This window comes from Ensifer sp. Root423, from assembly GCF_001426275.1.
Taxonomy (GTDB): domain Bacteria; phylum Pseudomonadota; class Alphaproteobacteria; order Rhizobiales; family Rhizobiaceae; genus Ensifer; species Ensifer adhaerens.
In genome coordinates this window covers 21,445-43,538 of the sequence record NZ_LMEG01000010.1, presented here as the reverse complement: position 1 = coordinate 43,538, position 22,094 = coordinate 21,445, and the positions used below count along the sequence as shown (strand labels likewise).

The 22,094-nt window shown below is 59.4% G+C and carries 20 protein-coding genes and 4 pseudogenes; 12 read left to right on the top strand and 12 right to left on the bottom strand.

Annotation, left to right across the window (positions count from 1 at the left end; translation table 11 throughout):
• Positions 1 to 16: 16 nt before the first annotated feature.
• The 5 genes from ASD01_RS11595 to ASD01_RS11575 all read right to left on the bottom strand — a co-directional run bounded on the left by ASD01_RS11595 (position 17) and on the right by ASD01_RS11575 (position 4,045).
• A complete protein-coding gene (locus tag ASD01_RS11595; RefSeq protein WP_034799837.1) occupies positions 17 to 301 on the bottom strand; it encodes a DUF1330 domain-containing protein in 285 nt (94 codons plus the stop codon).
• 46 nt (positions 302 to 347) lie between these two features.
• Positions 348 to 896 (bottom strand): flavin reductase family protein, encoded by a 549-nt coding sequence (locus ASD01_RS11590; RefSeq protein ID WP_034799835.1) that lies wholly within the window; start codon positions 894 to 896, stop codon positions 348 to 350.
• A gap of 56 nt (positions 897 to 952) precedes the next feature.
• On the bottom strand, positions 953 to 1,702 hold the full coding sequence (locus tag ASD01_RS11585) for an SDR family oxidoreductase (protein WP_034799834.1): 750 nt from the start codon (positions 1,700 to 1,702) through the stop codon (positions 953 to 955).
• Positions 1,703 to 1,848: 146 nt separating this feature from the next.
• On the bottom strand, positions 1,849 to 2,778 hold the full coding sequence (locus ASD01_RS11580) for an AraC family transcriptional regulator (RefSeq protein ID WP_034799832.1): 930 nt from the start codon (positions 2,776 to 2,778) through the stop codon (positions 1,849 to 1,851).
• A gap of 292 nt (positions 2,779 to 3,070) precedes the next feature.
• Positions 3,071 to 4,045: an MBL fold metallo-hydrolase gene (locus ASD01_RS11575; RefSeq protein ID WP_034799830.1), complete on the bottom strand. Its 975-nt coding sequence runs from the start codon at positions 4,043 to 4,045 to the stop codon at positions 3,071 to 3,073.
• 98 nt (positions 4,046 to 4,143) lie between these two features.
• On the opposite strand from ASD01_RS11575, the gene ASD01_RS11570 reads away from it, so the two are divergent.
• A complete protein-coding gene (locus ASD01_RS11570) occupies positions 4,144 to 5,121 on the top strand; it encodes a LysR family transcriptional regulator (protein WP_034799910.1) in 978 nt (325 codons plus the stop codon).
• Positions 5,122 to 5,637: 516 nt separating this feature from the next.
• On the opposite strand, the pseudogene ASD01_RS35515 reads toward ASD01_RS11570, so the two are convergent.
• Together ASD01_RS35515 and ASD01_RS11565 are read right to left on the bottom strand one after the other, a co-directional pair.
• A pseudogene (locus ASD01_RS35515) lies at positions 5,638 to 5,784 on the bottom strand (IS1595 family transposase); the annotation flags it as partial.
• Positions 5,785 to 6,029: 245 nt separating this feature from the next.
• Positions 6,030 to 6,929: a LysR family transcriptional regulator gene (locus tag ASD01_RS11565; protein WP_034799828.1), complete on the bottom strand. Its 900-nt coding sequence runs from the start codon at positions 6,927 to 6,929 to the stop codon at positions 6,030 to 6,032.
• Between the two features lie 95 nt (positions 6,930 to 7,024).
• On the opposite strand from ASD01_RS11565, the gene ASD01_RS11560 reads away from it, so the two are divergent.
• Together ASD01_RS11560 and ASD01_RS11555 are read left to right on the top strand one after the other, a co-directional pair.
• A complete protein-coding gene (locus ASD01_RS11560) occupies positions 7,025 to 7,345 on the top strand; it encodes a nuclear transport factor 2 family protein (protein WP_034799826.1) in 321 nt (106 codons plus the stop codon).
• Entirely contained in the window at positions 7,345 to 8,124 is a 780-nt protein-coding gene (locus ASD01_RS11555; RefSeq protein WP_034799824.1) for an SDR family oxidoreductase, read from the top strand. The genes ASD01_RS11560 and ASD01_RS11555 overlap by 1 nt, the downstream gene beginning before the upstream one ends.
• Before the next feature lie 19 nt (positions 8,125 to 8,143).
• Here the strand turns inward: ASD01_RS11555 and ASD01_RS11550 are convergent, their stop codons facing one another.
• A complete protein-coding gene (locus tag ASD01_RS11550) occupies positions 8,144 to 8,611 on the bottom strand; it encodes a MarR family winged helix-turn-helix transcriptional regulator (protein WP_034799823.1) in 468 nt (155 codons plus the stop codon).
• A 142-nt stretch (positions 8,612 to 8,753) separates the two neighbouring features.
• Here ASD01_RS11550 and ASD01_RS11545 point away from each other — a divergent pair, with 142 nt between their 5' ends.
• Both ASD01_RS11545 and ASD01_RS11540 read left to right on the top strand, forming a co-directional pair.
• Complete coding sequence (locus tag ASD01_RS11545; protein WP_060528811.1) at positions 8,754 to 9,536, top strand: alpha/beta fold hydrolase; 783 nt, start codon at positions 8,754 to 8,756, stop codon at positions 9,534 to 9,536.
• A 199-nt stretch (positions 9,537 to 9,735) separates the two neighbouring features.
• Positions 9,736 to 11,364 carry a GMC family oxidoreductase gene (locus ASD01_RS11540; RefSeq protein ID WP_034799819.1) on the top strand — a complete coding sequence of 543 codons (1,629 nt, stop codon included), beginning with the start codon at positions 9,736 to 9,738 and terminating at the stop codon, positions 11,362 to 11,364.
• A gap of 380 nt (positions 11,365 to 11,744) precedes the next feature.
• Here the strand turns inward: ASD01_RS11540 and ASD01_RS11535 are convergent, their stop codons facing one another.
• Positions 11,745 to 12,920 (bottom strand): MFS transporter, encoded by a 1,176-nt coding sequence (locus tag ASD01_RS11535; RefSeq protein WP_034799817.1) that lies wholly within the window; start codon positions 12,918 to 12,920, stop codon positions 11,745 to 11,747.
• 46 nt (positions 12,921 to 12,966) lie between these two features.
• Between ASD01_RS11535 and ASD01_RS11530 the strand changes: the two genes are divergently transcribed.
• The 4 genes and pseudogenes from ASD01_RS11530 to ASD01_RS34615 all read left to right on the top strand — a co-directional run.
• On the top strand, positions 12,967 to 13,584 hold the full coding sequence (locus ASD01_RS11530; protein WP_234798859.1) for a winged helix-turn-helix transcriptional regulator: 618 nt from the start codon (positions 12,967 to 12,969) through the stop codon (positions 13,582 to 13,584).
• A gap of 96 nt (positions 13,585 to 13,680) precedes the next feature.
• Positions 13,681 to 13,770 (top strand): annotated as a pseudogene (locus ASD01_RS37375) (helix-turn-helix domain-containing protein); the annotation flags it as partial.
• 372 nt (positions 13,771 to 14,142) lie between these two features.
• Positions 14,143 to 14,321 (top strand): annotated as a pseudogene (locus ASD01_RS11525) (transposase); the annotation flags it as partial.
• A gap of 18 nt (positions 14,322 to 14,339) precedes the next feature.
• Positions 14,340 to 14,673, top strand: a pseudogene (locus tag ASD01_RS34615) (exonuclease/endonuclease/phosphatase family protein); the annotation flags it as partial.
• A gap of 8 nt (positions 14,674 to 14,681) precedes the next feature.
• Here the strand turns inward: ASD01_RS34615 and ASD01_RS11520 are convergent.
• Positions 14,682 to 15,557, bottom strand: a complete 876-nt coding sequence (locus tag ASD01_RS11520; protein WP_034799908.1) for a hypothetical protein — start codon at positions 15,555 to 15,557, stop codon at positions 14,682 to 14,684.
• A 423-nt stretch (positions 15,558 to 15,980) separates the two neighbouring features.
• On the opposite strand from ASD01_RS11520, the gene ku (ASD01_RS11515) reads away from it, so the two are divergent.
• From ku (ASD01_RS11515) to ligD (ASD01_RS11505), 3 genes are read left to right on the top strand one after another with little or no spacing between them, the layout of a single operon-like run.
• Positions 15,981 to 16,886 (top strand): non-homologous end joining protein Ku, encoded by a 906-nt coding sequence (gene ku, locus ASD01_RS11515; protein ID WP_060644012.1) that lies wholly within the window; start codon positions 15,981 to 15,983, stop codon positions 16,884 to 16,886.
• 11 nt (positions 16,887 to 16,897) lie between these two features.
• Positions 16,898 to 17,710: a non-homologous end joining protein Ku gene (ku, locus tag ASD01_RS11510; RefSeq protein WP_034799812.1), complete on the top strand. Its 813-nt coding sequence runs from the start codon at positions 16,898 to 16,900 to the stop codon at positions 17,708 to 17,710.
• Positions 17,711 to 17,765: 55 nt separating this feature from the next.
• The gene (ligD, locus tag ASD01_RS11505; protein ID WP_060644011.1) at positions 17,766 to 18,824 is read left to right on the top strand and encodes a non-homologous end-joining DNA ligase; all 1,059 of its coding nucleotides are present in this window, start codon (positions 17,766 to 17,768) and stop codon (positions 18,822 to 18,824) included.
• A gap of 6 nt (positions 18,825 to 18,830) precedes the next feature.
• Here the strand turns inward: ligD (ASD01_RS11505) and ASD01_RS11500 are convergent, their stop codons facing one another.
• Entirely contained in the window at positions 18,831 to 19,208 is a 378-nt protein-coding gene (locus tag ASD01_RS11500) for a DUF4112 domain-containing protein (RefSeq protein WP_034799808.1), read from the bottom strand.
• Between the two features lie 30 nt (positions 19,209 to 19,238).
• The gene (gene ligD, locus ASD01_RS11495; protein WP_034799806.1) at positions 19,239 to 21,881 is read right to left on the bottom strand and encodes a DNA ligase D; all 2,643 of its coding nucleotides are present in this window, start codon (positions 21,879 to 21,881) and stop codon (positions 19,239 to 19,241) included.
• Positions 21,882 to 22,094 lie beyond the last annotated feature (213 nt).

Sequence of the window (22,094 nt, the reverse complement as noted above, 5' to 3'; positions counted from 1 at the left end):
ACCGAGTTGACAGACTTCAGGCGCCCGCGATCGCGATGATCCTCGATTTGGCAGCAGCCTGGCGCTGGGCTGCAAGTGGTTGATATTCTTGCGATGCGAACAACTGGCTGATCGCTTCTTTGTCCGGGAATTCAATGATCAGCATGTTGGTGGCTTCCCAGTCTTCGAGTGCAAGTGGCGTGGCGTCGAGAGCGATCAGGCGGCCGCCTGCTTTGGCAACAAGCGGCAATGCCTTGGAACGATAGTCTTCGATCGAATTCATATCGTGAATATCGAGGTCGACGACGAGATAGGCAGACATAGGGTTTCTCCTCTAATTTCGGTTTCGAATGAGGCGGCCGACGCCCTCAGGGCAGATGGCGCCACTTGACCATACGGTCCTTGAGATCGAGCGTTCCGCCGTCGACGGTGAAGGTGCCGTCGCCCCGGTGGTGAAGTGTTCGACGCTCCTTGCGGGTTTCGTTCACCCATAGGCGCTTGGCTTCCAGGATGAACAGGTTGTACGGCTCGACGTTGCGCCGATCGACCACCACGCATTCGATGTTCACCAGGCAGTCGGCGATAAGAGGCGCGGACACCTCCTTCGCCTTTTCGGTGCGCAGTCCAAAACGCTGAAACTTGTCAACGCTGTCGCCCGAGCAGTTCCCCACATCGACAACCGTCTCGGCGAGGTCGAGACCCGGAACGGCGATGACACACTCGCCCGTCGCCAGAATTGTCTCGAAGCTATGGTCCCACGGCCCGATGATGCAGCCGATCAGCGGCGGCGCGTGCTGGATCATCATATGAAAGCCCATCGTCATGACGTTTGGCTTTCCCCGATCGCTGGTCGTTACCATAACGATCGGGCCTGGCTCCAGCACACGGTAGGTTTGTAGTGCGGATACCTCTTTCATCCTACTCTCCCGTGAAGAGGGCCCCACCCTTGGGCAGGGCCCGTTAGGACAGTCGCTTACCAGCCCTGCTCAACCGGCAGGACAAACAGCTCAGCGACGTCGACATGCGCCGGAGCCTGGGCGGCGAAGACGATGGTGTCGCCAATGTCCTCGCCCTGAAGGAAAGTCATCTGGCTGGCCAGCTCATCCATCTGCTTGCGGTAGCCCGGATCGGTGATGTGGTCGTAGAGCTCGGTGGCAACAGCGCCTGGCTGAATGCAGGTCACGCGGATGTTGTGCTTCTGGCCAACTTCCATGCGCAGTCCGTCGGAGAAGGCCGTGACCGCGTGTTTCGTGGCGCAGTAGACCGAAAGACCCTTGAAGACCTTGCGGCCCGCGATCGAGGACATGTTGAAGATGTGGCCCGAATGCTGCTTGATCATCTGGGGCAGAACGGCAGCCGTCGTGTTGAGCACGCCCTTTACGTTCACGTCCACCATCCGGTGCCATTCGTCGACCTTGAACTGGTCGATGTCCGAGAGTGGCATCAGGCCGGCATTGTTGACCAGGATATCGATCGAGCCGTAGGTTTCGACAAGCTTTTTGACGCCGGTTTCGATCGCGCTCGGATCAACGACATCCATCTCGATCACCAGAGCCTCGCCGCCCTTCGCTTCAATCCGCTGCTTCAGGTCTTCGAGTTTTTCGGTCCGGCGAGCGGCGATGCCGACTTTCGCGCCGGCTTCGGCGAGCTTCACGGCGGTAGCGGCGCCAATGCCACTCGACGCGCCAGTTACCAATGCGATCTTTCCGTTGAGGTTGGCCATTGTCTTCACTCCTTGTCTTTGAAGCCCACCACCGCGGTGGGCGTTTCGTTTCGACAAGGAGGAACCTAAGCGTTTCACGCCGGCCCTTCTCACGGGGCCTTGCGCGACCTGTCGCGATCTTGCTCAAATCGCAGACGGATGAAAAATCATCCTCGACGATAGTGGCTCGGCGGCAGACCTGTCTCGCGGCGGAAGACCTGCGCAAAGTGACTCGGGCTCGAATAGCCAACCGACAGGCCAATCTCGATGATGCTCGTCTCAGTTTCCTGGAGCAGCTGCTGTGCCTTGGCGACGCGCTGGCGAATGAAGTAGCGGGAGGGCGAAAGGCCGGTTGCTTTCTTAAACAGTCGGCTGAAATGAAACTCGCTCATGCCTACCGTAACGGCGAGCTGCGCCAGGTTGAACGGGTCAGCCAGGTGCGCTTCGAGATAAGCCATGGCGCGCCGAAGCTTAAAGCCTGGCAGAGCCGTCTGCCGATTGTCTTGCCGATCCTCCGTTACGTAGTTGCGGATCAGGTGCACCGTGAGACTTTGAGCCAATCCTTGCACGAACAATTGGCTGCCTTTGCCTTCAGCGGCAAGTTCCTGATGGATCAAGGCCAATAGATGCGAGAGCTGCTCATCTTTCCCGCCGGAGACGTCGAGCAGCACGGGCGGCCCATCGCCGCCAAGCACCTCTTTGGCGACGCGCTCAAACAGAGGAACCGACAAATACAGATGCATCACCTGAAAGGGCGCCGTCCCAGTCGAACGCCAGCGCATTTCGTAAGGCGTCGGGGAACGGGTCAGGAAGAAGTCTCCGACCGACACGATATTGGATACCCAATCGCCGCCGAGTTCGCGCTCTTCGACATTCGCTTCGCCCGACATAACCCAGACGATCAGCGGTTCCGCAACAGCTGGGACAAGAAACGCTTCCTGCTTGTCGCGGCGGGAATACACCTGAACGAACAGGTCGTTCCACGCCGGGCCATCGCCACTGACAAGCGTCCTGCCCGCGATGTATTGCTCGAGGCCGAGCGGCGAGGTCCGCTCAGGTGGAGCAGCCGCCTCTTCCCGGTCTTGCGCGCCCTGCAAGGAAGGCCCCTTCGATGACCCTCCTTTCGAAAGGACCTCGCGAGAGATTTCTTCCGGCTCTTCCAAATTGACGACCTCCAGGCGAGTGTGCGCGCGCCAGGCTCCGTTTAATCACATCCGGATCGCCCCGTCGTCACCTCTTGATGATCCGATGGCTAAATTGCTTTAGCGGGCAAGCCAAAAACGGCCGTTCTGCGGGCATCGAGGCGCGCAATATCCGGCCACTTCTCGCCTGGGAGATCGACAGTGATCGCTGCGGATGGCGAACCATTCCATGCGTTCGGTCGAGGGTTCAGTAAACCGCCCGGTATACCAACGGCACCCAGTCGTAATTGTCCGCATCGCGGCGAACATGCCCGATCCCAGGAAAAGCATGATGCGCACCGGCGACCAGATAGCGCCCGTCTGCCGCCTCAGCAAAAGCCGTCGCGCGGGTTGCTGCGGCGGCGTTCTGGTCGACATCAAATGCGACCGTGACATCCGGATGGTCATATTGCAGCACGTCGCCATGGGCGACATCGCCCCAAAACACGATCTTTTCCCCCTCGCTCTCGACAATGATACCACTGTGACCGGGCGTATGGCCCGCAAGCAGAACAGATGCAAAACCAGAAATGGGTGCGCCATTGTCATCGAACGTTTCGAGCTTCTCGGCATCGACATAGGGTCCGAGGCACCTTTCGGCCTGGGCGATCTGAGGCCCAAGTACCTGATCGGCTTTCGCTTTAGCATCTGCCTTCAGCCAGAATTCCGCTTCCCGTCGGTTGACGTGCAGAATGGCGTTTTTGTAGACGCGGTCACCGCCCGAAACCAGTCCGCCTGAATGGTCGGCGTGGATGTGAGTTAAAATGACGTCGTCGATTTCAGAGGGCTTGTAGCCCGATGCTTCGATATTCGATACGAGCTTGCCCAGCGCGGGACCCATTAGGTCGCCTGTGCCGGCATCCACCAGCACGAGGCGCTCGCCGGTGTTGATCAGATAGGCATTCACGGAAACTTCTGCCGCGCCCGATTGAAACCGGTCGGTCAAATAGGTGTCGATCTCGTTCTGGGACATGTTCTGGTAGATCTTCGACATCGGCAGTTTTACCGTTCCGTCGGAAAGCGCCGTGATCTCGTAGTTGCCGAGCTTTATCCGATAAAATCCCGCCGCCTGCGCGCCGATCATCGGGGCCTTGGCGAAGCTGGTGGCAGGGAGACCGACCACGGTCCCGGCTGCCGCGCCAAATACGGCTGTATTGATGAGAAAAGAACGACGAGTTTGCATGAAAGGCTCCGGATGTACGCGAGGTGGCAAAAGCGGCCTTGAACTGACCTGGAGAGTAAATATGTACCGTGACATCAACGCGCAAATCGATGCAGGTCATGACAACTATCGATCATTTCAATCTTCGCTCTTTCGATCTCAACCTTCTTGTCGCCTTTGACGCATTGATGGCTGAGGGGAGCGTGACCAAGGCCGCACGGCGTCTGAAAATCCAGCAGCCGGCGATGAGCCATTCTCTTTCGACGCTGCGCGTGCTGTTGCAGGATGAGCTCTTTATACGCGTTGGCCCAACCATGCAGCCGACTGCGCGAGCGCAAAGCCTGGCGGTTCCGATAAGAAAGGCGTTAAGGCAGGCGCAACTGGCGTTGACGGGAGGCGCGGAATTCAATCCCTCTACGGAAGAGCGCGTGTTCCGGATCGCCATGTCCCCGGAAATTGAGCTGCTGCTCATTCCAGATTTGACCGCCAGGCTGCGGCGCCTGGCTCCAGGGATCAAACTCCTAGCGCGAGTGTTTCCGCATGAGGCGGTCGAGCCTTCCTTGGAGGATGGATCGATCGATCTCGCGGTTGGGTGCACCTACACCGTCACCAGCCGCCGGTCGTCCGAGAAGCTGTATGACACCGGGGTGTCGTGCTGTTTCAATGCGGATCTCATGACCCTCAGCAACCCCGTTGGCCTTACTGAGTATCTTTCAGCTGAGCATTCCACCATATCCCAGAACGAGACGCTGCAGGGGTGCATCAAAGATGCCCTGGAAATCGCCGGCGTCGATATCAATGTCGTTGCTGCAGCCCCCGGGTACATGTCTGTTCTTTCGGCCGCGCAACTCAGCCCCGTAATCGCCACCGTCCCGACAAGGATCGCGGAACGCTACGGGCCTCTGTTGGGCTTGGAGGTCAGCCCACTGCCGGTGTCACTCACTTTCCCTGCGGTGAACATGGTTTGGGCGAAACATGCCGACACTGATCCAGCGAATGGCTGGCTTCGCCAGCAGATACGCGAGAGTTTTGCCCGCACAGGCCTTACCGAAGCGATCGCCGAACAAGAACCAGGTTCGAGTCTGGTGTTCGCCTGACCACTGATCACGGTGGCGAAGTCCGGTACGGGTGTGTCTAACCCTTTTCCAAGCGCGGCTTGAGCGTTCAAGCGACTGGCGACTTGCCGGAAAGACGCAGCAACGGCTCCAAATCTTTCCAATAGAAAACCAATATACGTGAGGCAACGCTAAATTAACCAAAACGCTGCAATTTTTGGTTGGTCGCCATCGTTCGTTCACGCACATCCCCGCTGGCACTCAGAGCCGCAGCCACGGAGCAAGTTTGCGGTTCTGCCAATTTATCTCATGGCGCCAGCGCGGTTCTGGCGGGAGGATGACAATGATGGGAAAGGTAATACGCGCCGCAGCAATCGTGCTGCTGATCATCTCAGCCACCGTTCTGATCTGGGTGATTTTGTCGCTCACGTGAGCGGAGCTGATGACGGTAGTGATCTCGCTCGCAGACGGTCGCGATTAAACGATGTCCGTGACTGCGCGCGGCGGCGCAGAGGCGTGGACTGCGAAAGCGCGGCACCTTCCTTCGATACAAGGTCCCTATAAACCAAAGACCGCGACCGCTGATTTGACGATGATCCCACCATCCGGACTTCTGCGCATATGTGGACGGCCCGTCGCGGCGCGAAAGATCTGCAGCAATTGCAGCGCTGGCGGCACTTACCACATGGTTTTCATGCGTTCCCTGGACGCGCTTTTAGTAGCCCGAAGCGGACAATCAATTCGTTACGCAGGGACGCGGTTTTGCGCGCCATTTCGGTTGTCCAGGCTAATCGAACGAGATCCTAGAAGCCGAGGGTCTGCCTTCCGCTCATTCCTTGCGGAATGGCAGATCAGTGACCTACTGGCCGCGAACCGGTCATTCACGCCTTGCAAATCTGTCCGCTTGGAGCGTTGAAGAGACAAGCAAAGCTCTTCCACTGGCGGTTCAATTAGCTCACTCTCGCGAGCTCACGCGCAAGTTCCAAGAACGCCCTAACCCCGGCTGACAGATGTCGGCGCCCAGGGTAGTAAAGGCAAAGCCCCGGATACGGTGGCGTCCAGTCTTCCAGTACACGGACGACGCGCCCCGCCTCAATGTCCGGGAAAATGTCTTGCTCGAAGATGTAGGCTATACCGGCGCTTTCCAGGACAGCGGTTCTCGTGAGGCTAGCCTCGTCCAGCGATATCGGGCCGCGTGCATCGATTTGCACCTGCTCCCCGTCCTTCTCGAAACGCCACCGAAACAGGGAGCCATCGGGGAGGCGAACGCGAATGCATCGATGGCTGAGGAGGTCGGGAGGGACCACCGGCTTCCCATGCCTCTCGAAGTATTCAGGAGACCCAACCACAGCATGTCGCTGAGGCCGGCCGAGCGAAACTGCAATCATGTCGCTGGGAACGAGGCCCGCAACCCTGACTCCCAGATCAAACCCGTCCTTGACGATATCGACCATCTTTCCTTCAGTTACAATATCGACATTCATGTCGGGATAGCGGCGCAGGAACTCAAGCACGAGCGGCGAGATGATTGCGCGCGCCGCGAAGGGCGCCGCGTTGATCCGTATTGTTCCGGAAGGTGTCTCACGTTGCGCCCGCACCGAATCCAAGGCGGCATAGAGATCTTGAAGCGAGGGCGCCACCTGCTGCACAAAGAGCCTGCCGGCATCCGTCAGCGACACGCTGCGTGTGGTGCGGTTGAATAATCGCACCCCAAGCTCCGCCTCAAGCCTGCCTATTGTGTGGCTCAACGCTGTCGTAGACATGCCAAGATCAATGGCCGCTGCGCGGAATGTGCCGCGCCGGGCAATAGCGATTACCGCTTCAAGTTCCTTCAGGTTGGCTTGTTCCATTGTCCCGATCTGTTCATTGCTGCATGCCGGTTTATCCCACTTATTTACGCAATGGTCGAGCGCTACTATCGGGTTAGCCAATGAGGAGAACCACAATGGATATGCCCGATATCGTGAACATGTACTTTGACGCTGACAGCGGCAGCAACGCGGATGCGCTGTCGGAGACCTTTGCGATCGAAGCCGTTGTCGAAGATGAGGGATCGCGCCATCAAGGCGTGGTCGCTATCCGTGAATGGTGGGTGGCTGCGAAGGAGGCGACGCAGTACGTTTCTGAACCGTTCGAATCCACCGTTGACGGCAACAAAGTGCTCGTCCCCGCCAAAGTTGGCGGCCAGTTTCCCGGCAGTCCGGTGACGCTCTCATATGCCTTCACCATCAAGGACGGCAAGATCGCCTGGCTGGAGATCCGGTGATGACAGACTTTCTCAACCTGAGAGGCAAGCGAGCCCTCATTACTGCTGGAACCAAGGGCGCCGGGGCTGCGACCGTCAGCCTGTTTCGGGACCTCGGCGCGCAGGTGTTGACGACCGCGCGGACGCGTCCTGAGAACCTGCCGGAAGAATTGTTTGTCGAGGCCGAGCTCACGACTGAAGAGGGGTGCGCGGCCGTCGCGGACGTTACGCGTCAACGTCTCGGCAACGTCGATATCATCGTTCATATGCTGGGTGGTTCCGCAGCAGCTGGCGGTGGCTTTGGGGCGCTAACTGATGCCGAGTGGTACAACGAAATGTCTCTCAATCTTTTTCCCGCTGTTCGACTGGATCGCGAACTGGTTCCAGACATGGTCGAACGGGGAACCGGTGTGGTTGTGCATGTCACGTCCATCCAAAGATTGCTACCTCTCCCGGAAGCGACCACGGCTTATGCCGCAGCAAAGGCGGCACTCTCGACTTATAGCAAGGCCATGTCCAAGGAGGTATCGCCCAAGGGCGTCCGCGTCGTGCGAGTGTCTCCGGGTTGGATCGAAACGGAAGCGTCCGTTCACTTGGCCCAGCGCTTGGCGTACAAGGCGGGTACGGATCTTGAGGGTGGCAAGAAGATCATCATGGATAGTTTGGGCGGCATACCTCTCGGGCGCCCTGCCAAACCGACGGAAGTGGCAAATCTGATTGCCTTCCTGGCATCGGACCGCGCTGCATCGATCACAGGTACCGAATACACCATCGATGGAGGAACTGTGCCGACAGCCTAGATCGAGACGCCTTCGCAGATCAAGCGGGCGCGTCCCATCCGCCGATCTGTGAATAGATGGCGTCGCGGAGATGCCGGACATCGCGATTCAAGGATGCCAACTCCTGGGGCGTCTGTGTAGAGGCTGCGAGCAATGTGTCGCTGAGGCAGCCGGCCCGGTGCTGCAACGTGCGTCCCTCGTTCGTCAATGCAACGACAACCTGCCGCTCATTGCTCAGATTTCGTGTCCGTCGCAGCAAGCCTGATGCTTCCAGCCGCTTTAGAAGCGGCGTAAGCGTGCTGGATTCCAGAGCGAGGGTATGGGCGATGGCACCAACCGTCTGCTCGTCTTCGCGCCAGAGAACGTTGAGCACGAGGTACTGCGGATAGGTCAAACCCAACTCGTCAAGCACTTGCTTGTAGGCACGCTGGATAGCGATGCCAGCGGTGTAGATTGCGTAGCAGAGCTGATCGCTGAGCGGCGGCGGGTCGTTATGTCGTTTCGTCATTTTGAGCTCCTGTCGGCGCAGAATTAGCAAAAAGTACTGCAAAAAACAATATTGCGATAAATTTTGTTGACACGAAGAATGAAAACTGACAGGCATTATTTATCGCGATAAGAGTTATCGCATGCATCAAGAGGAGAGAGCCATGACCACCAGGACCGTATTGGCCACCGTCGCAGCCGTAGCCGCAATATCCGCCCCAGTGCCTGCGAACGCTGCGGACACGATCCCTGCTAACCAGGCCGTGAAGAACGTCGTACTCGTTCACGGTGCTTTCGCCGATGGTTCCGGCTGGAGGGCCGTCTACGACAATCTCACGAAGCGTGGATATCGTGTCACCATCGTCCAGAATCCGTTGACCTCCCTCGAAGACGACGTTGCCGCCACCAAGCGTGCACTTGAGCGGCAAGATGGACCGGCCATTCTGGTAGGCCATTCATGGGGTGGAACAGTCATTACGGAAGCCGGCATTGATACAAAGGCCGCGGGACTGGTTTACGTCTCCGCGCTCTCACCGGACGCAGGCGAGACGACGGCCCAGCAGTATGAAGGTTTTGCCCCGGCATCTGAATTCGTCATCGAAACCACGAAAGATGGATTTGGGTACGTTAACCCTGGGAAATTCAAGGCTGGATTTGCACATGACGCCAGCGACACCGACGTCGCGTTCATGCGGGATTCGCAGGTCCCAATCAACATGTCGGCGTTTGCCACGAAGCTGGAGAATGCTGCTTGGCGAACCAAGCCAAGCTGGGCCGTCATCGCCACAGAGGACAAAGCATTTGACCAAGCCATGCTGGTCCATATGGCAGAGCGGATTAAAGCCAAGATCACCAAGGTCGCAGCAAGCCACGCTCTGTTCATGACGCAGCCAACGGTGGTCGCGGACACCATCGACGAAGCGGCGAAAACTGTTTCGGCGCAGTAAGTATGGTCGTTCGAGCTTTATCATCGGGACAGGCATTCCTGTTCCGATGATCGGATGCTGGAATGTCCTCACCTCCCATCACACTTACAGGCCGTATGTAAAAACGTCGATCTCCGATTGAGATCGATTGCATCTCGGATGCCAATAGCGCTCGCGGCCAACTTGCAATTTCAGCCCACCAATTCACAAAGGTAACCCCGTGGATCAGAATACGCATGACATAAACCGACGTGAAAATCCGGCGCCACGACATCCTGAGGTCCCAGCCGATTTTGACTTCATAGTATGTGGAGCCGGATCCAGTGGTTCCGTCGTTGCCGCCCGACTGGCAGAATGCGGAAACGCCAGCGTCTTGCTTCTTGAGGCTGGGGGAGACGATACGGCCGAGTCCGTTGTAAACCCGTCGCAATGGCCACTCAATCTCGGTACGAACCGTGACTGGGGTTTCGTTGGAGAGCCGGCGCCTGAGCTCTACGGGAGGCGGCTTCCTCTCAGCATGGGGAAGGGACTGGGTGGTGGTTCGAGCATCAATGTTATGGTCTGGGCGCGAGGCCACAAGGAAGACTGGAATCATTTCGCGGCTGAAGCGGGCGATGAAGCCTGGGGTTATGAATCGGTTCTCGGCTACTATCGGCGGATTGAAGACTGGCGCGGCACACCGGATGCGCTACGCCGCGGGGCTGGAGGACCGGTGTATGTCGCCCAGCCACGTTCGCCACAACCAATCGCAGAGGCTCTGTTGAACGCTGCATCGGCGATGGGCATTCCGGTTTTCGACACTCCGAACGGCGAACTGATGGAAAGTCCCGGAGGTGCATCGATCGCAGAACTGCGCATCCGGGATGGCAAGCGGGAGTCCGTATTCGGATCTTATGTTCGTCCGCTCATGTCGCTACCGAACCTTACGGTCGTAACCGAGGCGTTGGTCACGCGCCTCATCTTCGATGGCAAACGGGCGACAGGCGTTGAGGCTCTCGTCAACGGACAGCGGCGTGCGTTCACTGCGCGATGCGAAACGGTATTGTCGCTGGGTGCGATCAATACGCCAAAGGTGCTGATGCAGTCAGGCATTGGCCCGAAGGACGAACTGAAAGCTCACGGGATATCTGTCGTGCAGCATCTCCCGGGTGTGGGTCGAAATCATCAAGATCATCTCGCGTTCGGCTGCACCTGGGCATATAGAAAGCCGGAAGGCGTCGGCGGGGGAGGCTGCGAAGCAAAACTCTATTGGAAAAGCGACTCCCGCCTCTCTCAACCGGACATTCTGCAGTGCCAGTTGGAGTTCGCCGTTCCTTCGCCGACAGAAACAGGTCTGGAAACCCCGGCACATGGCTGGACGATGTTTTCAGGGCTTGCGCAGCCGAAAAGCCGTGGCCGGCTGAGGCTCTCCGGCCCCAATACAAACAACCCTATCCTGATTGAACCAAATTCTCTCAGTCAGCCGGAAGACATGGCTGCCGCCTTGGCGGCGGTTGAGCTGTGTCGCGAACTCGGAAATGGCGACGCCTTCACGCCGCTGGTCACGAGCGAGGCAGCTCCAGGCACACGCGACCGGGCAGGGATGATCGATTTCATCCGAAAGTCCGCTGTCACTTACTGGCACCAGTCCTGCACGGCCAAAATGGGACGCGACAGCATGTCCGTGGTCAATAACGAGCTCAAGGTCTACGGTATTGAAAGTCTTCGTATCGCAGATGCCTCGATCATGCCGCGTATCACCACGGGAAACACGATGGCACCGTGTGTCGTCATCGGAGAGCGCGCAGGCGATTTGATCAGGAAGACGCATGGTCTTGCTGACTTGAGTGGTGTCGCTCCATTCGCCTGAAGATGCTTTACAAGAGCTCGGCGGTCCGCACACACTGGCGTGCCGAGCTCTTTGCGCCCCTCTTCGGTCAACCGTTCGGCGTATTTCAAGACCTTCCACGAGCAGCTCAATAGACGAGCGCTTACAGAGTTGTGCTCTGCATCGGCAGCGTCGGGCGCCAACGCCAGTCGTCGAGGTCGATAGAGCTTCGCCCCGAAAACAGCCAGTCAACCATTGCATAATCAACCAAGGCAGCCCCGGGCCCGGAGCTCGGCGAAAGCAACGCCTTACCTTTCTCACGATCAGACCATGCGATGCCTGATGGATTCACCCAGACATATCATCTCGCCACGCATCACTCACACACGCCTCTATCGCGCGCATGCCTGTGGCGCGCCTGTTCACGGTGTCGCCAGACCGAGCTCTATCTCAGAACCTTTTCGTATCTGCCAATTCGCCACCTGCGCTATGACAAAGGCCACACCGACGAAGAGACCGCCTATTAGGCCGAGTTGATGGCGTTCAAGCACCGTGATGCCAGCCGCCCCAATGAGACCGGCAGCCGATACGCCGACATAAAGGGCAGCCGAATTCAGACCCAGCAAGAGCGACGCCGATGCGGGAGACAAACTGATCAACCGGTGCTGTTGGGGAACCAACAAGCCCCAACCGCAAATGCCCCAGACAACCAGAGCCAGGGCAGAACTCCAAAGGTCCGCACTGCTCCACGGCATCAATGCGAAGTTCGCCACGGCGATCGCAAGCGAGCCGTTGACAATCATCCGATTGCCGAACCGATCGGTAAAGTATCCGGCTGCCAGGTTGCCAGCGGTGGCTGCGATACCCCAAAGGAGCAGAAGTGCGGCCAAGACCTCGGGCCTTCCACCGGTCGCGCGATCGAAGGTCACTCCGAGATACGTGTAAACCGCAAAGAATCCTGAATACGCCACTAGTGTGGTCAAAAGGGTGAGCGCCACGCGAATGTCTTTGAGTGGACCAAGGCGCGCGCGCAACGATACTGCCGGCAAGGGGGGGACAGCCGGCAACAGCACGTAGACGCCAATAGTAGCGACGGCCCCAACGACAGTGACAAACCACATGGTGGCGCGCCAATCACCCAGCCCGCCAATAAATGTTCCAAGCGGAGATCCCAGGGCGGTCGCACCGGACAACCCGGCCACCACGATTGCTAGTGCACGCGCGCGTTTCTCCGCCGGCACAAGTGAGGCGGCTGTCGCCGTCGCCGTTGGGCTGAACATCGCTGCGCCGAGCCCCGCCACGAAACGGCTCGCCAACACCCATTCGATGGTCGGTGCAATGGCTGTGACGAGATTACCGATGACGAACACCGCCAAGCCGGCGAGGAGAAGTCGCTTTCGCGGCCAGTGAGCCGCCGCCGCGGCGATGACCGGCGAAAGCACGGCGAAACTCAACGCATAGACGGTGACCATTTGCCCAGCGACTGCGATTGAGACGCCGAGGGATTGCGTCACCTCAGGAAGAATTCCGGCGATTACGAAACTGTCTGTACCAATGGCGAACATGCCGACGGCAAGCACGAGCAAACGACGATCCATTGTGGTGGTCCTTAATCCGCGGCATCAGCCGCTGCGCAAAAGTTTCATGTTAAAACTTACCAGAAAAGTTGCACGACGCAACTGTTCTGGCTATATTGCTGGAATGCAACGCAAAGCCTTCAGTGAAATGAACTGCTCGATTGCCCGCGCCCTCGATGAAGTAGGCGAGTGGTGGAGCCTATTGATTATCCGGGAGTGCTTCTTTGGAACCACGCGTTTCGATCAATTTCAGGAACGCCTGGGCATCGCCCGGAATATACTGACGACGCGCTTGAGGCGGCTCATCGCGAACGGTGTCGTCGAAAGAGTTTCACTTGAAGAACATGGGCGACGGGAGGGGTATCGCCTCACCGCCAAGGGCGAGGAGCTTTTTCCGGTGCTGGTTTCGTTGCAACAGTGGGGCGACAAATGGGCCGTTGGAGAAAAGGGGCCGCCGATCCGAATGGTTGAACACGAGACAGATAGTTTGCTTGGACCTGTGGGCCCGATCTCGTCAACCGGGCGCATAATTAGTTTTCGTGACGTCCGCCTCGAGATGGGTCCAGGCGGAGGGCCGTCTACCGCAAAACGAATAGCGGACCGAAATCTCGCTATTCTCGGAGTGGCCGATGGAGCGTCCACCGCCGACAAATCGGTGGAACTTGACTCAAAAAGCACCTCGTGAGCGGGCAACCCCTCCCCGTGATTTTGGTGGCCAATGTTTTGATGTGCCAATAATAACATGGCGTGCGTTAGTGGCGCGTGCTTTAACGAAGACCGCCAGCGGGAAATCAATCTGGATCAGATTCGAAAGCTCAGCAAGGAATGGAACATTCCGGCTGGTTCGCTGATCGGCGACGTCGCTGCTTAAGGAATCCCACAGCTTCCGCAGTTGAAACGGTCCCGCGCCCTGTCCTCCAGGCGGGTGACCTCCTTGATGCGATCGATCGCGCCCGCATCTTCGAACCTGAGCATGTTTGGGAACAAAGCCGGCGCGAGCGCCAAACAGCGATCGCAAGAATGATCGTCAAGAGCACGAACATCGTCTGATATGAGAGATCGATCAGGCTCACGGAGCGCGGATCGAGCACCAGCGCGATGATGTCAGCATCACTGAACCCGCCGTCGGTGGCGCCCGGCATCCGGGCGAACGAAGACGCGCGGTGGATGCACGAGAGGTGACCTTGCCCCGTTGAAATAATCCATTTTGAAGTAAGCTCTGGCCCATTGAGAGGACCAGGGAATGGAGCGCAATCGTTTCACAGACGAACAGAACATCGGGATTCTGAAGGAGCACGAGGCGGGCACGCCGGTCGCGGAGCTTTGCCGCAGGCACGGCGTCAGCGATGCCAGCATCTATAAGTGGAAAGCCAAGTCGGCGGCATGGAGCTGTCCGAAGCCAAGCGGCTGAAGACGCTGGAGGTCCGTGGCAAACCGACCATGCCGACGGTATTGGACGTCTACGCACCGTCACGCTGGCGCGACGACGCGCTGTTCCGGCCGGAAGTCCGGAAAGCCTTATGCCGATCTCCTCGCCCAAGGCTGGACCGACGCCATCCGCCATATTCATCCGAAGGAACGCATCTACACCTTCTGGAAATACTGGCGCAGCGCCTGTGAGCGCGATGCGGGCCTGCGTATCGACCATATTCTCCTCAGCCCGGCGCTCGCGCCCTGGCTCAGCAAGGCGAGTGTCCCACGTAGCCCTCGTGGCTTGGAGCACACCACCGGCCATGGGTCGGTCATCATCGAGATCGAACCACCATCGGATTGAAGTCAGGCCTAAGCCTTTTGTCTGGCCCTGCGTTCGCGCGCCTTGGCGGTCAGCCGCGCCTCGCGCAGTTCCTCAAGAGTCGGCAGCCACCAGCCGCGCCGGCGCTCACGCTCTTCCGGCGCCCTTTTCGAGGGCCAGGTCTGCACCAGCTCCTCCAGCGAAGGCGTCCGCCATAGGCCCCAAACGTGATCCCCGGCGATGTGTGGATAAAGGTCGGCAACCTCATGGCAATCGACCAGCTCGCCGGTTATGTCTCCAACTACGACGATCCCGTAGAGCGGCGTCGCAAGCGGCCGACCTATCGGGGGCAAATCATCGACGGCAAGTGGGATGCGCCGGCGCTTGCGCTCGACCGCCCGGCGGCGGGACAGTCTTTCCTCGTAGGTTCCCTTGCGCGCCTCGGCGCGCTTGCGTTTTTCTTCAGGCTCATTTCGCTGCGCTTCCGCCTCGATAGCCCCCCAGCGATCGACAAGATCATCATAGGAAGCGAATGGCACCCGCCACACCTTATGCTCGCCATCCCAACGGGCAAATGGAACCTGGCGGATTTCGTCGACCAGTTTGCGTGAAAAAGGCGTCCGGATGCGAAACCCGTCCTTGTCGACGTTGAGGTAGGGGCTGAGGATCGGCTCGAACGCATAAGCATCCCTGCCCTTTCCCTCTGCGTGTGGATCGACGCGGAATTCTTCCCTGGCCAGCCAGCGATCGATGCGCCGGCGCGCGGTCGTGCCGGGGACGATCCAGGCCTTTCGCCGGTCGCTCCAGCGGGCGCGTGGAAAAGCCTCGCGAAACCGCTGCACGGTCATACGGTCGAACGGAAATGCGACCGACACGCACTCGCCAGCCCCTTTGTCCTCATGATCAATCTCGACATCGTCGGCCATCGCATCACCCGTCGCTACGACAGAGGGCGGCCCGCGCGCCAATGCTTCCTATGCCAATCTCCGAGACCGCCTTGCCGGGCTTTGCCTCAGTCTTCGCCTTTGTGCGCTGATCGGCGAACGGGGACCCGGTTCACATCGATACTTTCCTTGAACTGGCGTTTCCCGCGGCGCCGAATATAGCGCCTATCGGTTCTGCTATCGACGAATTCACGTTTCGTCATGACATCTCCCTTCCAGTTGTGGCTTCGGAAGAACGCACGCCGCCCCGAAAAGATGCAGCGAATCAGCGGCATGGTCGAGACTGGTTAAAAAGGGCGCCAACGCATGCCTAAGTTATTGATTTTCGATTCCTTTCGAGTCGGAACAAATTCGCTCGTGATTCGCTTGACTCGCTTTGGTTGCGTCGAGTCGGGAGTTTAAAAGATGGCCGGTCATCGTGCCCAGTGGAAGGGCTTCATCAAATTCGGCGAGGTCAGTTGCGCAGTCGGCCTCTACACGGCCGCCAGCACCTCGGCACGCATCGCGTTTCACACCATCAACCGCCGCACCGGCAATCGCGTTAACCGTGTCTTCGTCGATAGCGACACCGGCAAGGAGGTCGAGCGGGAGGATCAGACAAAGGGCTTCGAGATCGAAAACGGCCACTACATCATGATCGATCCGGAGGAGGTGGCCGCTACCGTTCCGGACAGCGACAAGACCCTGCAGATCGAAGCCTTCATTCCCTGCTCCGACGTTGACGACGTCTATTTCGACAAACCCTACTATCTCGTGCCGACCGACCGGGTTTCGTCAGACGCCTTTACCGCGCTGCGCGATGCAATGGAGAAGTCGCAGGTCGCTGCGATCGCGCGCACGGTCCTGTTTCGTCGCATACGCACACTCTTGATCCGCACCCACGGCAAAGGCCTGATCGCCACCACGATGCAGTATGACTACGAAGTCCGCTCATCACAGAAGGCGTTTGAGGAGGTGCCGAAGCTGCGGATCAAAGGTGAGATGCTGGATCTTGCTAAGCACATCATCGCTACAAAGAAAGGAACCTTCGACCCGGCCGCGTTCGACGATCGTTACGACACGGCGGTCGCTGAGCTGGTGAAGGCGAAAATTGAAGGCAAGGCCTTGCCGAAGCGAAAGGAGGTCAAGGTCTCCAAACCGGACGACCTCCTGGCCGCCCTACGCGAAAGCGCGAAGATGCTGAAGGCCGGCGGCGATCAACTGACGCGACCCGCCGCCAATGCCAACAAGGGCGCCGGGCGCAAGCCGGCGTCGCGCGCCGCGGCCTCGAAATCGCGCGGCTCGACGTCCGGACAGCGTAAAGCCGGCTGAGGAGCACGATCATGGCGCCGCGCCCATACTGGAAAGGCTATCTGAAGCTCTCGCTCGTCACCTGCCCGGTCTCGATGTCGCCAGCAACGTCGGAGAGCGAAAAAGTCAGGTTTCACACGCTCAACAAAGAGACCGGAAATCGCGTCGTCTCCCAATTTGTCGACGCGGTCACGCGCAAACCGCTGAAGGATGAGGACGAGATAAAGGGCTATCCCCGCGGCGAGAACGACTTTGTGCTCCTCACGGACGACGAACTGGATGCCGTCGCGCTCGACACCGTCAAAACCATTGACATCGACAAGTTCGTCCCGAGCGACAGCATCGAGTGGATCTATCTCGAAAAGCCGCACTATCTTGTGCCCGACGATCCCGTCGGCCATGAGGCCTTCGCGGTCATTCGCGACGCCATGGCGTCCGACAAGGTGCTCGGCATTTCGAAACTCGTCATCGGCCGGCGCGAGCGGGCAGTCGTGCTCGAACCACGCGGCGAAGGTATCGTGCTCTGGACACTACGCTTCGGCGACGAGGTCCGGCCGGAAGAGTCCTATTTCGAGGATATCGACGATGCGTCGGACCCTGATCTTATTCCCCTTGTCGAGAAATTCATCAAGCAGCACACCAAGACCTGGTCCCCGGACATGGTTTCCGACCCCGTGCAGGACGCTCTCCTCGACATTATCGCGAAAAAGAAGAAGGGGCTGAGGCCCTTGAAGAAGGGCAAGGCCAAGGAAGAGACCGGCGCGGCTGGCAGCAACGTCATCGACATCATGGACGCTCTTCGCCAGAGTTTGGCGGCGAGCGGAAAAGGAAAGCGCTCATCCTGAAAACTTCACGGAAGGCACTTATGTTCGTATTCTCTCTTGCGCATGATGGATCGCCATGAAAGCGAAGCGCCGATCGGCCATACCCTTGCTCGATGACTCCGGTACTGCGCTCCAGTCGCGGCCGGTCCGCCGACGCAATCGCGACCAGCCCACTCTGCCCTTCGATCCGATGCCCGGCCGCATCGAGCCGTGCCTGGCGCTTCTGCGGCCGACGCCGCCGGAAGGACCGGAATGGCTCTACGAAATCAAATGGGACGGGTATCGCCTCGCCATCCACATCGAACCGAAGGGTGTTAGGATCATCACGCGCGGCGGCCACGACTGGACCGATCGCTTTCCACGGATCGCGGAAGCCGCGAAGAGGCTCGACGTCGGGACCGCCATCCTCGATGGCGAGGCCGTGGTCCTCAACAAGGAGGGCCATGCGGACTTCGGGGCGCTGCAACGCTCGCTCGGGGGCCGCGGCGGCAAGCGCGCCTCGACGGAGGCGGTCTTTGCCGCATTCGATCTTCTCTATTTTGATGGCCACGATCTGACGAAGACGGAGCTTTCGGTTCGCCGGCATCTGCTTACGGATTTCCTCGACGGCGCAAGCGGCGCGGTGCAGCTGTCGGAAGAAGCGCACGGTGATGGCGTCGAGCTGCTGGCAAATGCATGTTCGATGGGGCTCGAAGGCATTGTTGCCAAGCACCGCGAGCGGCCATACAGGTCGGGACGAACAGGCGACTGGATCAAGGTCAAATGCGTTCAAAGTGAGAGCTTCATGATCGTCGGCTATGAGCAGTCCGCTGCAGCGCGTAGCGGGATCGGCAGCCTTCTGCTTGCCGCCCGGCGGGGCGATAGCTGGGTGTCGGTGGGTTCTGTCGGGACCGGGTTCAAGGCGAAGGATGCCGAATACCTGCGCAAAACATTGGACAAGCTGAAGACGAAGAAACCGGTCGTGCCAGTCAAGGGCAAGAATTACGTGTTCGCGCTGCCGACGCTGATCGCCGAGATCGAGTTCCGCGGCTGGACGGTCGAGGGAAATCTGCGCCACGCCTCCTATAAAGGCTTGCGCGAAATCCAGGACAATGCCGCGGTGTTCGATATCGCCACGCTTGGAGACCGCAGCTGACCGGCGTTACCGATCGAGGTCAGCGTGGTCGAGGCCCAAGTGGTCCAGCACGAGTTGCAGATTGCGGCGGTTGGACTTGAAATAGATATCGAAGACATCGCCGAGCACCGGCACGCTTCCTGCGACCGTGTCGAAGCCGACATTGACAAGCATCTTCACCAGCGTGTCATTCGGCACGCCGAGACGGCGCGCCTCGTTTACGATGACGAGGCTGATAGCCGCCGCTGCGAAATCGCCCACGCCTGGGATGAGACCAAGAACCGAGTCCGCGCCCACCGATACGCGCGTGCCGGGAATGCGGAGCGCCGTGTCCATCAACCGTACCAGGCCGCGGATGCGCCGAAGGCGGGTCAGGTGCTCGATGGGGACAGTGTGATTTTTCATGCGTCCTATGTGGTCTTGGCGCCCTGCCGTTCAACGCTCATGCCGCAGCCTTTGCTTGCCGAGCCGCTTGATGGCCTGTTCGAGCTCGCGCTGTCCGTCGCAATAGTCCTCCCACGCAATCGTCTTCGTTAGCAGCGCCGGTACGGTCCGCACGGTGAACCGCTTCGGATCGAGATCGGATTTGACCTGCGTCCAGGTTAGCGGCATCGACACCGTGGCGCCCGGACGCGCCCGTGGCGACAGCGGGGCCACCGCCGTCGCCATGCGGTCGTTGCGCAGATAGTCGAGGAAGATGCGGCCTTCCCGCAGGCTTTTCGTCATCTTGATGAGATAAAGGTCTGGATTATCGCGGGCCATCTCCTGGCAGACGTCACGGGCGAAGCCCTTCGCCTGCGCCCATGAAAGCGGCGTACGCGCGTTCACGGCCAGCGGCGTCACCACATGCAGTCCCTTGCCGCCAGTCGTCTTGCAGAAGCTGACAAGTCCGAGATCATCAAGCCGGTCCCGCATTTCACGGGCGGCCGCAACCACAGCCGCGAACGGCACATCCGGACCGGGGTCGAGGTCGAAGACCAGCCGGCCCGGCACCTCCGGATTTCCTGGTTCGCAGTTCCATGGATGTAGTTCGATGCCGCCGATCTGGGCGACGGCGACGAGGCCTTCGACACGGTCGACTTGCAAATACGGCTTCTTGTCGCCGAACACCTTGACCAGCTCCAGCAGGTTTGACGTACCCGGCATGGCGTGGCGTTGGAAAAACTGTTCGCCGCCAATGCCGTCAGGCGCGCGGATGATCGAACACGGCCGGCCCCTGACATGTTCGATCAGCCAAGAGCCGACCGCTTCGTGATACCGGGCCAGCTCTTCTTTGGTGACGGCCTTGCCGTCGTCGGCGTCCGGCCATAACGGTTTGTCCGGATTGGAGATGAGCACGCCCATGACCTCGGCCTTCGCGCCCTTGCGGCGCGGGACATTGTTCACCATCGGCGCGGGCTTGGGCGTTTTGGTCGTCGCGGGGGATGCAGGCTTTTCCGCCTCCACCTCATCGGCCGGCTTGTCCTCCCGCAGGCCCTTGAAGGCGGCCTGGCGGACTTGCCCGTCTGCGGTCCAGCCAGCGAATTCGATCTCGGCGACCAACTCGGGTCTCACCCAGACGACTTCCTTTTCGTTCTTCGGCGCGCCGATCCCCGTGAACGGCGACTTCGTCGTTTCCACAGCCTTCAACTTTGGCAGCAGTGTTTCGACCTTCTTGGCGCTGTAGCCTGTGCCGACGCGGCCGACATAAACGAAATGCTCACCGCGATTGACGCCGGCAAGTAGCGACCGGAACTTGCCATTCGTCTTGGCGTATCCGCCGATAACCACTTCATGCCCGGCGCGGCATTTCGATTTCGCCCAGGTGTCGGTACGGCCGGACTGGTAGGGCGCATCGGCATGCTTCGAGACAATGCCCTCGAGGGAAAGCTTGCACGCAGAACGCAGGACCGCATCGCCGCCCGTCTCGAAATGCTCGACGAAGCGAAGACGAGGATTGTCGGTCGCATCTGCTAGCAGCTCCTGCAAACGCGCCTTTCGATCGGTAAGCGGCCTCGGCCGCAAATCCTCGCCGCCGTCGAACAGGAGGTCGAACGCGAAATAGACCAGGTTGCCGGTGGTGCCTTCCGACAAGGCGGCCTGAAGCGCCGCGAAATCCGGAGCGCCATTGTCGTCGAGCGCGCAGATCTCGCCGTCGATAATGCAGTCGGGCAGTTGGGAGGAAGCTCTCGCTATCTCCGGATATTTGGCCGTCCAGTCCAGCCCTTTGCGGGTCTTCAGCATGACCTCACCGTCAGCGACCCGCATTTGGATGCGGTATCCATCGAACTTGATCTCATGCAGCCAGTTCTTCCCGACCGGCGGGCGCTCCACGGTTTCGCAGAGTTGCGGAGCAATGAAGTCGGGCAAGTCAACCCCGGTCGACGCCGCCACATCCGTCCGACCCCTCTCTTTGCGTTTACCGGCTGCGCGCCCTTGCTTGCTATCCCAGACTGCGTCGGCCTCGACCTCACCGCTCGCCATCATGAACGGCTTGGGCTTGCGCCCCTTGCCGCTTGCGATCTGCTCCATGGTTCGTCCGGAAGCCACCGAGGTCATGTTCTCATCTAGGATGGCAGCGCCGTTCTCTTCAACGGAATGATCGTCATGATGCTTGATCAGCAGCCAATTGGTGCGCTTACCGCCGTCGCGGTCGTTGCGCATCCGCACGAGCACGAAGCTGCCATTTAGGCGCTTACCCTGCAGCACGAATTTCAAATCGCCCTTCTTCAGGGCTTCCTCCGGCGACTTGTTTCCTTCCGGCTCCCAATAGCCCCGGTCCCACAGCATGACCGTGCCACCGCCATACTGGCCTTTCGGGATGGTGCCCTCGAAATCCCCATAGCCGAGCGGATGATCCTCCACCTCGACCGCCAGCCGCTTGTCATGCGGATCAAGTGACGGCCCCTTCGTCACAGCCCAGGACTTGAACACGCCGTCGAGTTCGAGGCGAAGATCGTAATGAAGGCGCGTCGCGTCGTGTTTCTGGATGATGAAGCGAAGCCGATTGGCCGGCTTGACAGCGGCCGCGCCGCTCGGTTCCTTTGTCTGCTTGAAGTCCCGTTTCTTCTTGTAGGTTGAGAGCTTGTCAGCCGCCATGATCGACCTCAATCCATCCCATCAGGAAATTCCTTACACTGGAGTCGAAAACCCCCGCGCCGGATTGTTGTTCCTCCAAGGACAGGTCCCGCCTGTCCGATGGCAGGTGTTTCGTGTGAAGAATATCCTCTGCCGGCGGCGCGGTGGTTAGGCACAGCCGATGCCATTGCCAAGCAACCTACCGAGCTGCCTTGTCCGTCAATGGGCTCGCAG

What these genes read in the sequence shown, in the direction of transcription:
- ASD01_RS11595 (WP_034799837.1), bottom strand. Translation starts at nt 301, where the DNA reads ATGTCTGCCTATCTCGTCGTCGACCTCGATATTCACGATATGAATTCG.
- ASD01_RS11590 (WP_034799835.1), bottom strand. Translation starts at nt 896, where the DNA reads ATGAAAGAGGTATCCGCACTACAAACCTACCGTGTGCTGGAGCCAGGC.
- ASD01_RS11585 (WP_034799834.1), bottom strand. Translation starts at nt 1,702, where the DNA reads ATGGCCAACCTCAACGGAAAGATCGCATTGGTAACTGGCGCGTCGAGT.
- ASD01_RS11575 (WP_034799830.1), bottom strand. Translation starts at nt 4,045, where the DNA reads ATGCAAACTCGTCGTTCTTTTCTCATCAATACAGCCGTATTTGGCGCG.
- ASD01_RS11570 (WP_034799910.1), top strand. Translation starts at nt 4,144, where the DNA reads ATGACAACTATCGATCATTTCAATCTTCGCTCTTTCGATCTCAACCTT.
- ASD01_RS11565 (WP_034799828.1), bottom strand. Translation starts at nt 6,929, where the DNA reads ATGGAACAAGCCAACCTGAAGGAACTTGAAGCGGTAATCGCTATTGCC.
- ASD01_RS11560 (WP_034799826.1), top strand. Translation starts at nt 7,025, where the DNA reads ATGGATATGCCCGATATCGTGAACATGTACTTTGACGCTGACAGCGGC.
- ASD01_RS11555 (WP_034799824.1), top strand. Translation starts at nt 7,345, where the DNA reads ATGACAGACTTTCTCAACCTGAGAGGCAAGCGAGCCCTCATTACTGCT.
- ASD01_RS11550 (WP_034799823.1), bottom strand. Translation starts at nt 8,611, where the DNA reads ATGACGAAACGACATAACGACCCGCCGCCGCTCAGCGATCAGCTCTGC.
- ASD01_RS11545 (WP_060528811.1), top strand. Translation starts at nt 8,754, where the DNA reads ATGACCACCAGGACCGTATTGGCCACCGTCGCAGCCGTAGCCGCAATA.
- ASD01_RS11535 (WP_034799817.1), bottom strand. Translation starts at nt 12,920, where the DNA reads ATGGATCGTCGTTTGCTCGTGCTTGCCGTCGGCATGTTCGCCATTGGT.
- ASD01_RS11530 (WP_234798859.1), top strand. Translation starts at nt 12,967, where the DNA reads ATGTTAAAACTTACCAGAAAAGTTGCACGACGCAACTGTTCTGGCTAT.
- ASD01_RS11520 (WP_034799908.1), bottom strand. Translation starts at nt 15,557, where the DNA reads ATGGCCGACGATGTCGAGATTGATCATGAGGACAAAGGGGCTGGCGAG.
- ku (WP_060644012.1), top strand. Translation starts at nt 15,981, where the DNA reads ATGGCCGGTCATCGTGCCCAGTGGAAGGGCTTCATCAAATTCGGCGAG.
- ku (WP_034799812.1), top strand. Translation starts at nt 16,898, where the DNA reads ATGGCGCCGCGCCCATACTGGAAAGGCTATCTGAAGCTCTCGCTCGTC.
- ligD (WP_060644011.1), top strand. Translation starts at nt 17,766, where the DNA reads ATGAAAGCGAAGCGCCGATCGGCCATACCCTTGCTCGATGACTCCGGT.
- ASD01_RS11500 (WP_034799808.1), bottom strand. Translation starts at nt 19,208, where the DNA reads ATGAAAAATCACACTGTCCCCATCGAGCACCTGACCCGCCTTCGGCGC.
- ligD (WP_034799806.1), bottom strand. Translation starts at nt 21,881, where the DNA reads ATGGCGGCTGACAAGCTCTCAACCTACAAGAAGAAACGGGACTTCAAG.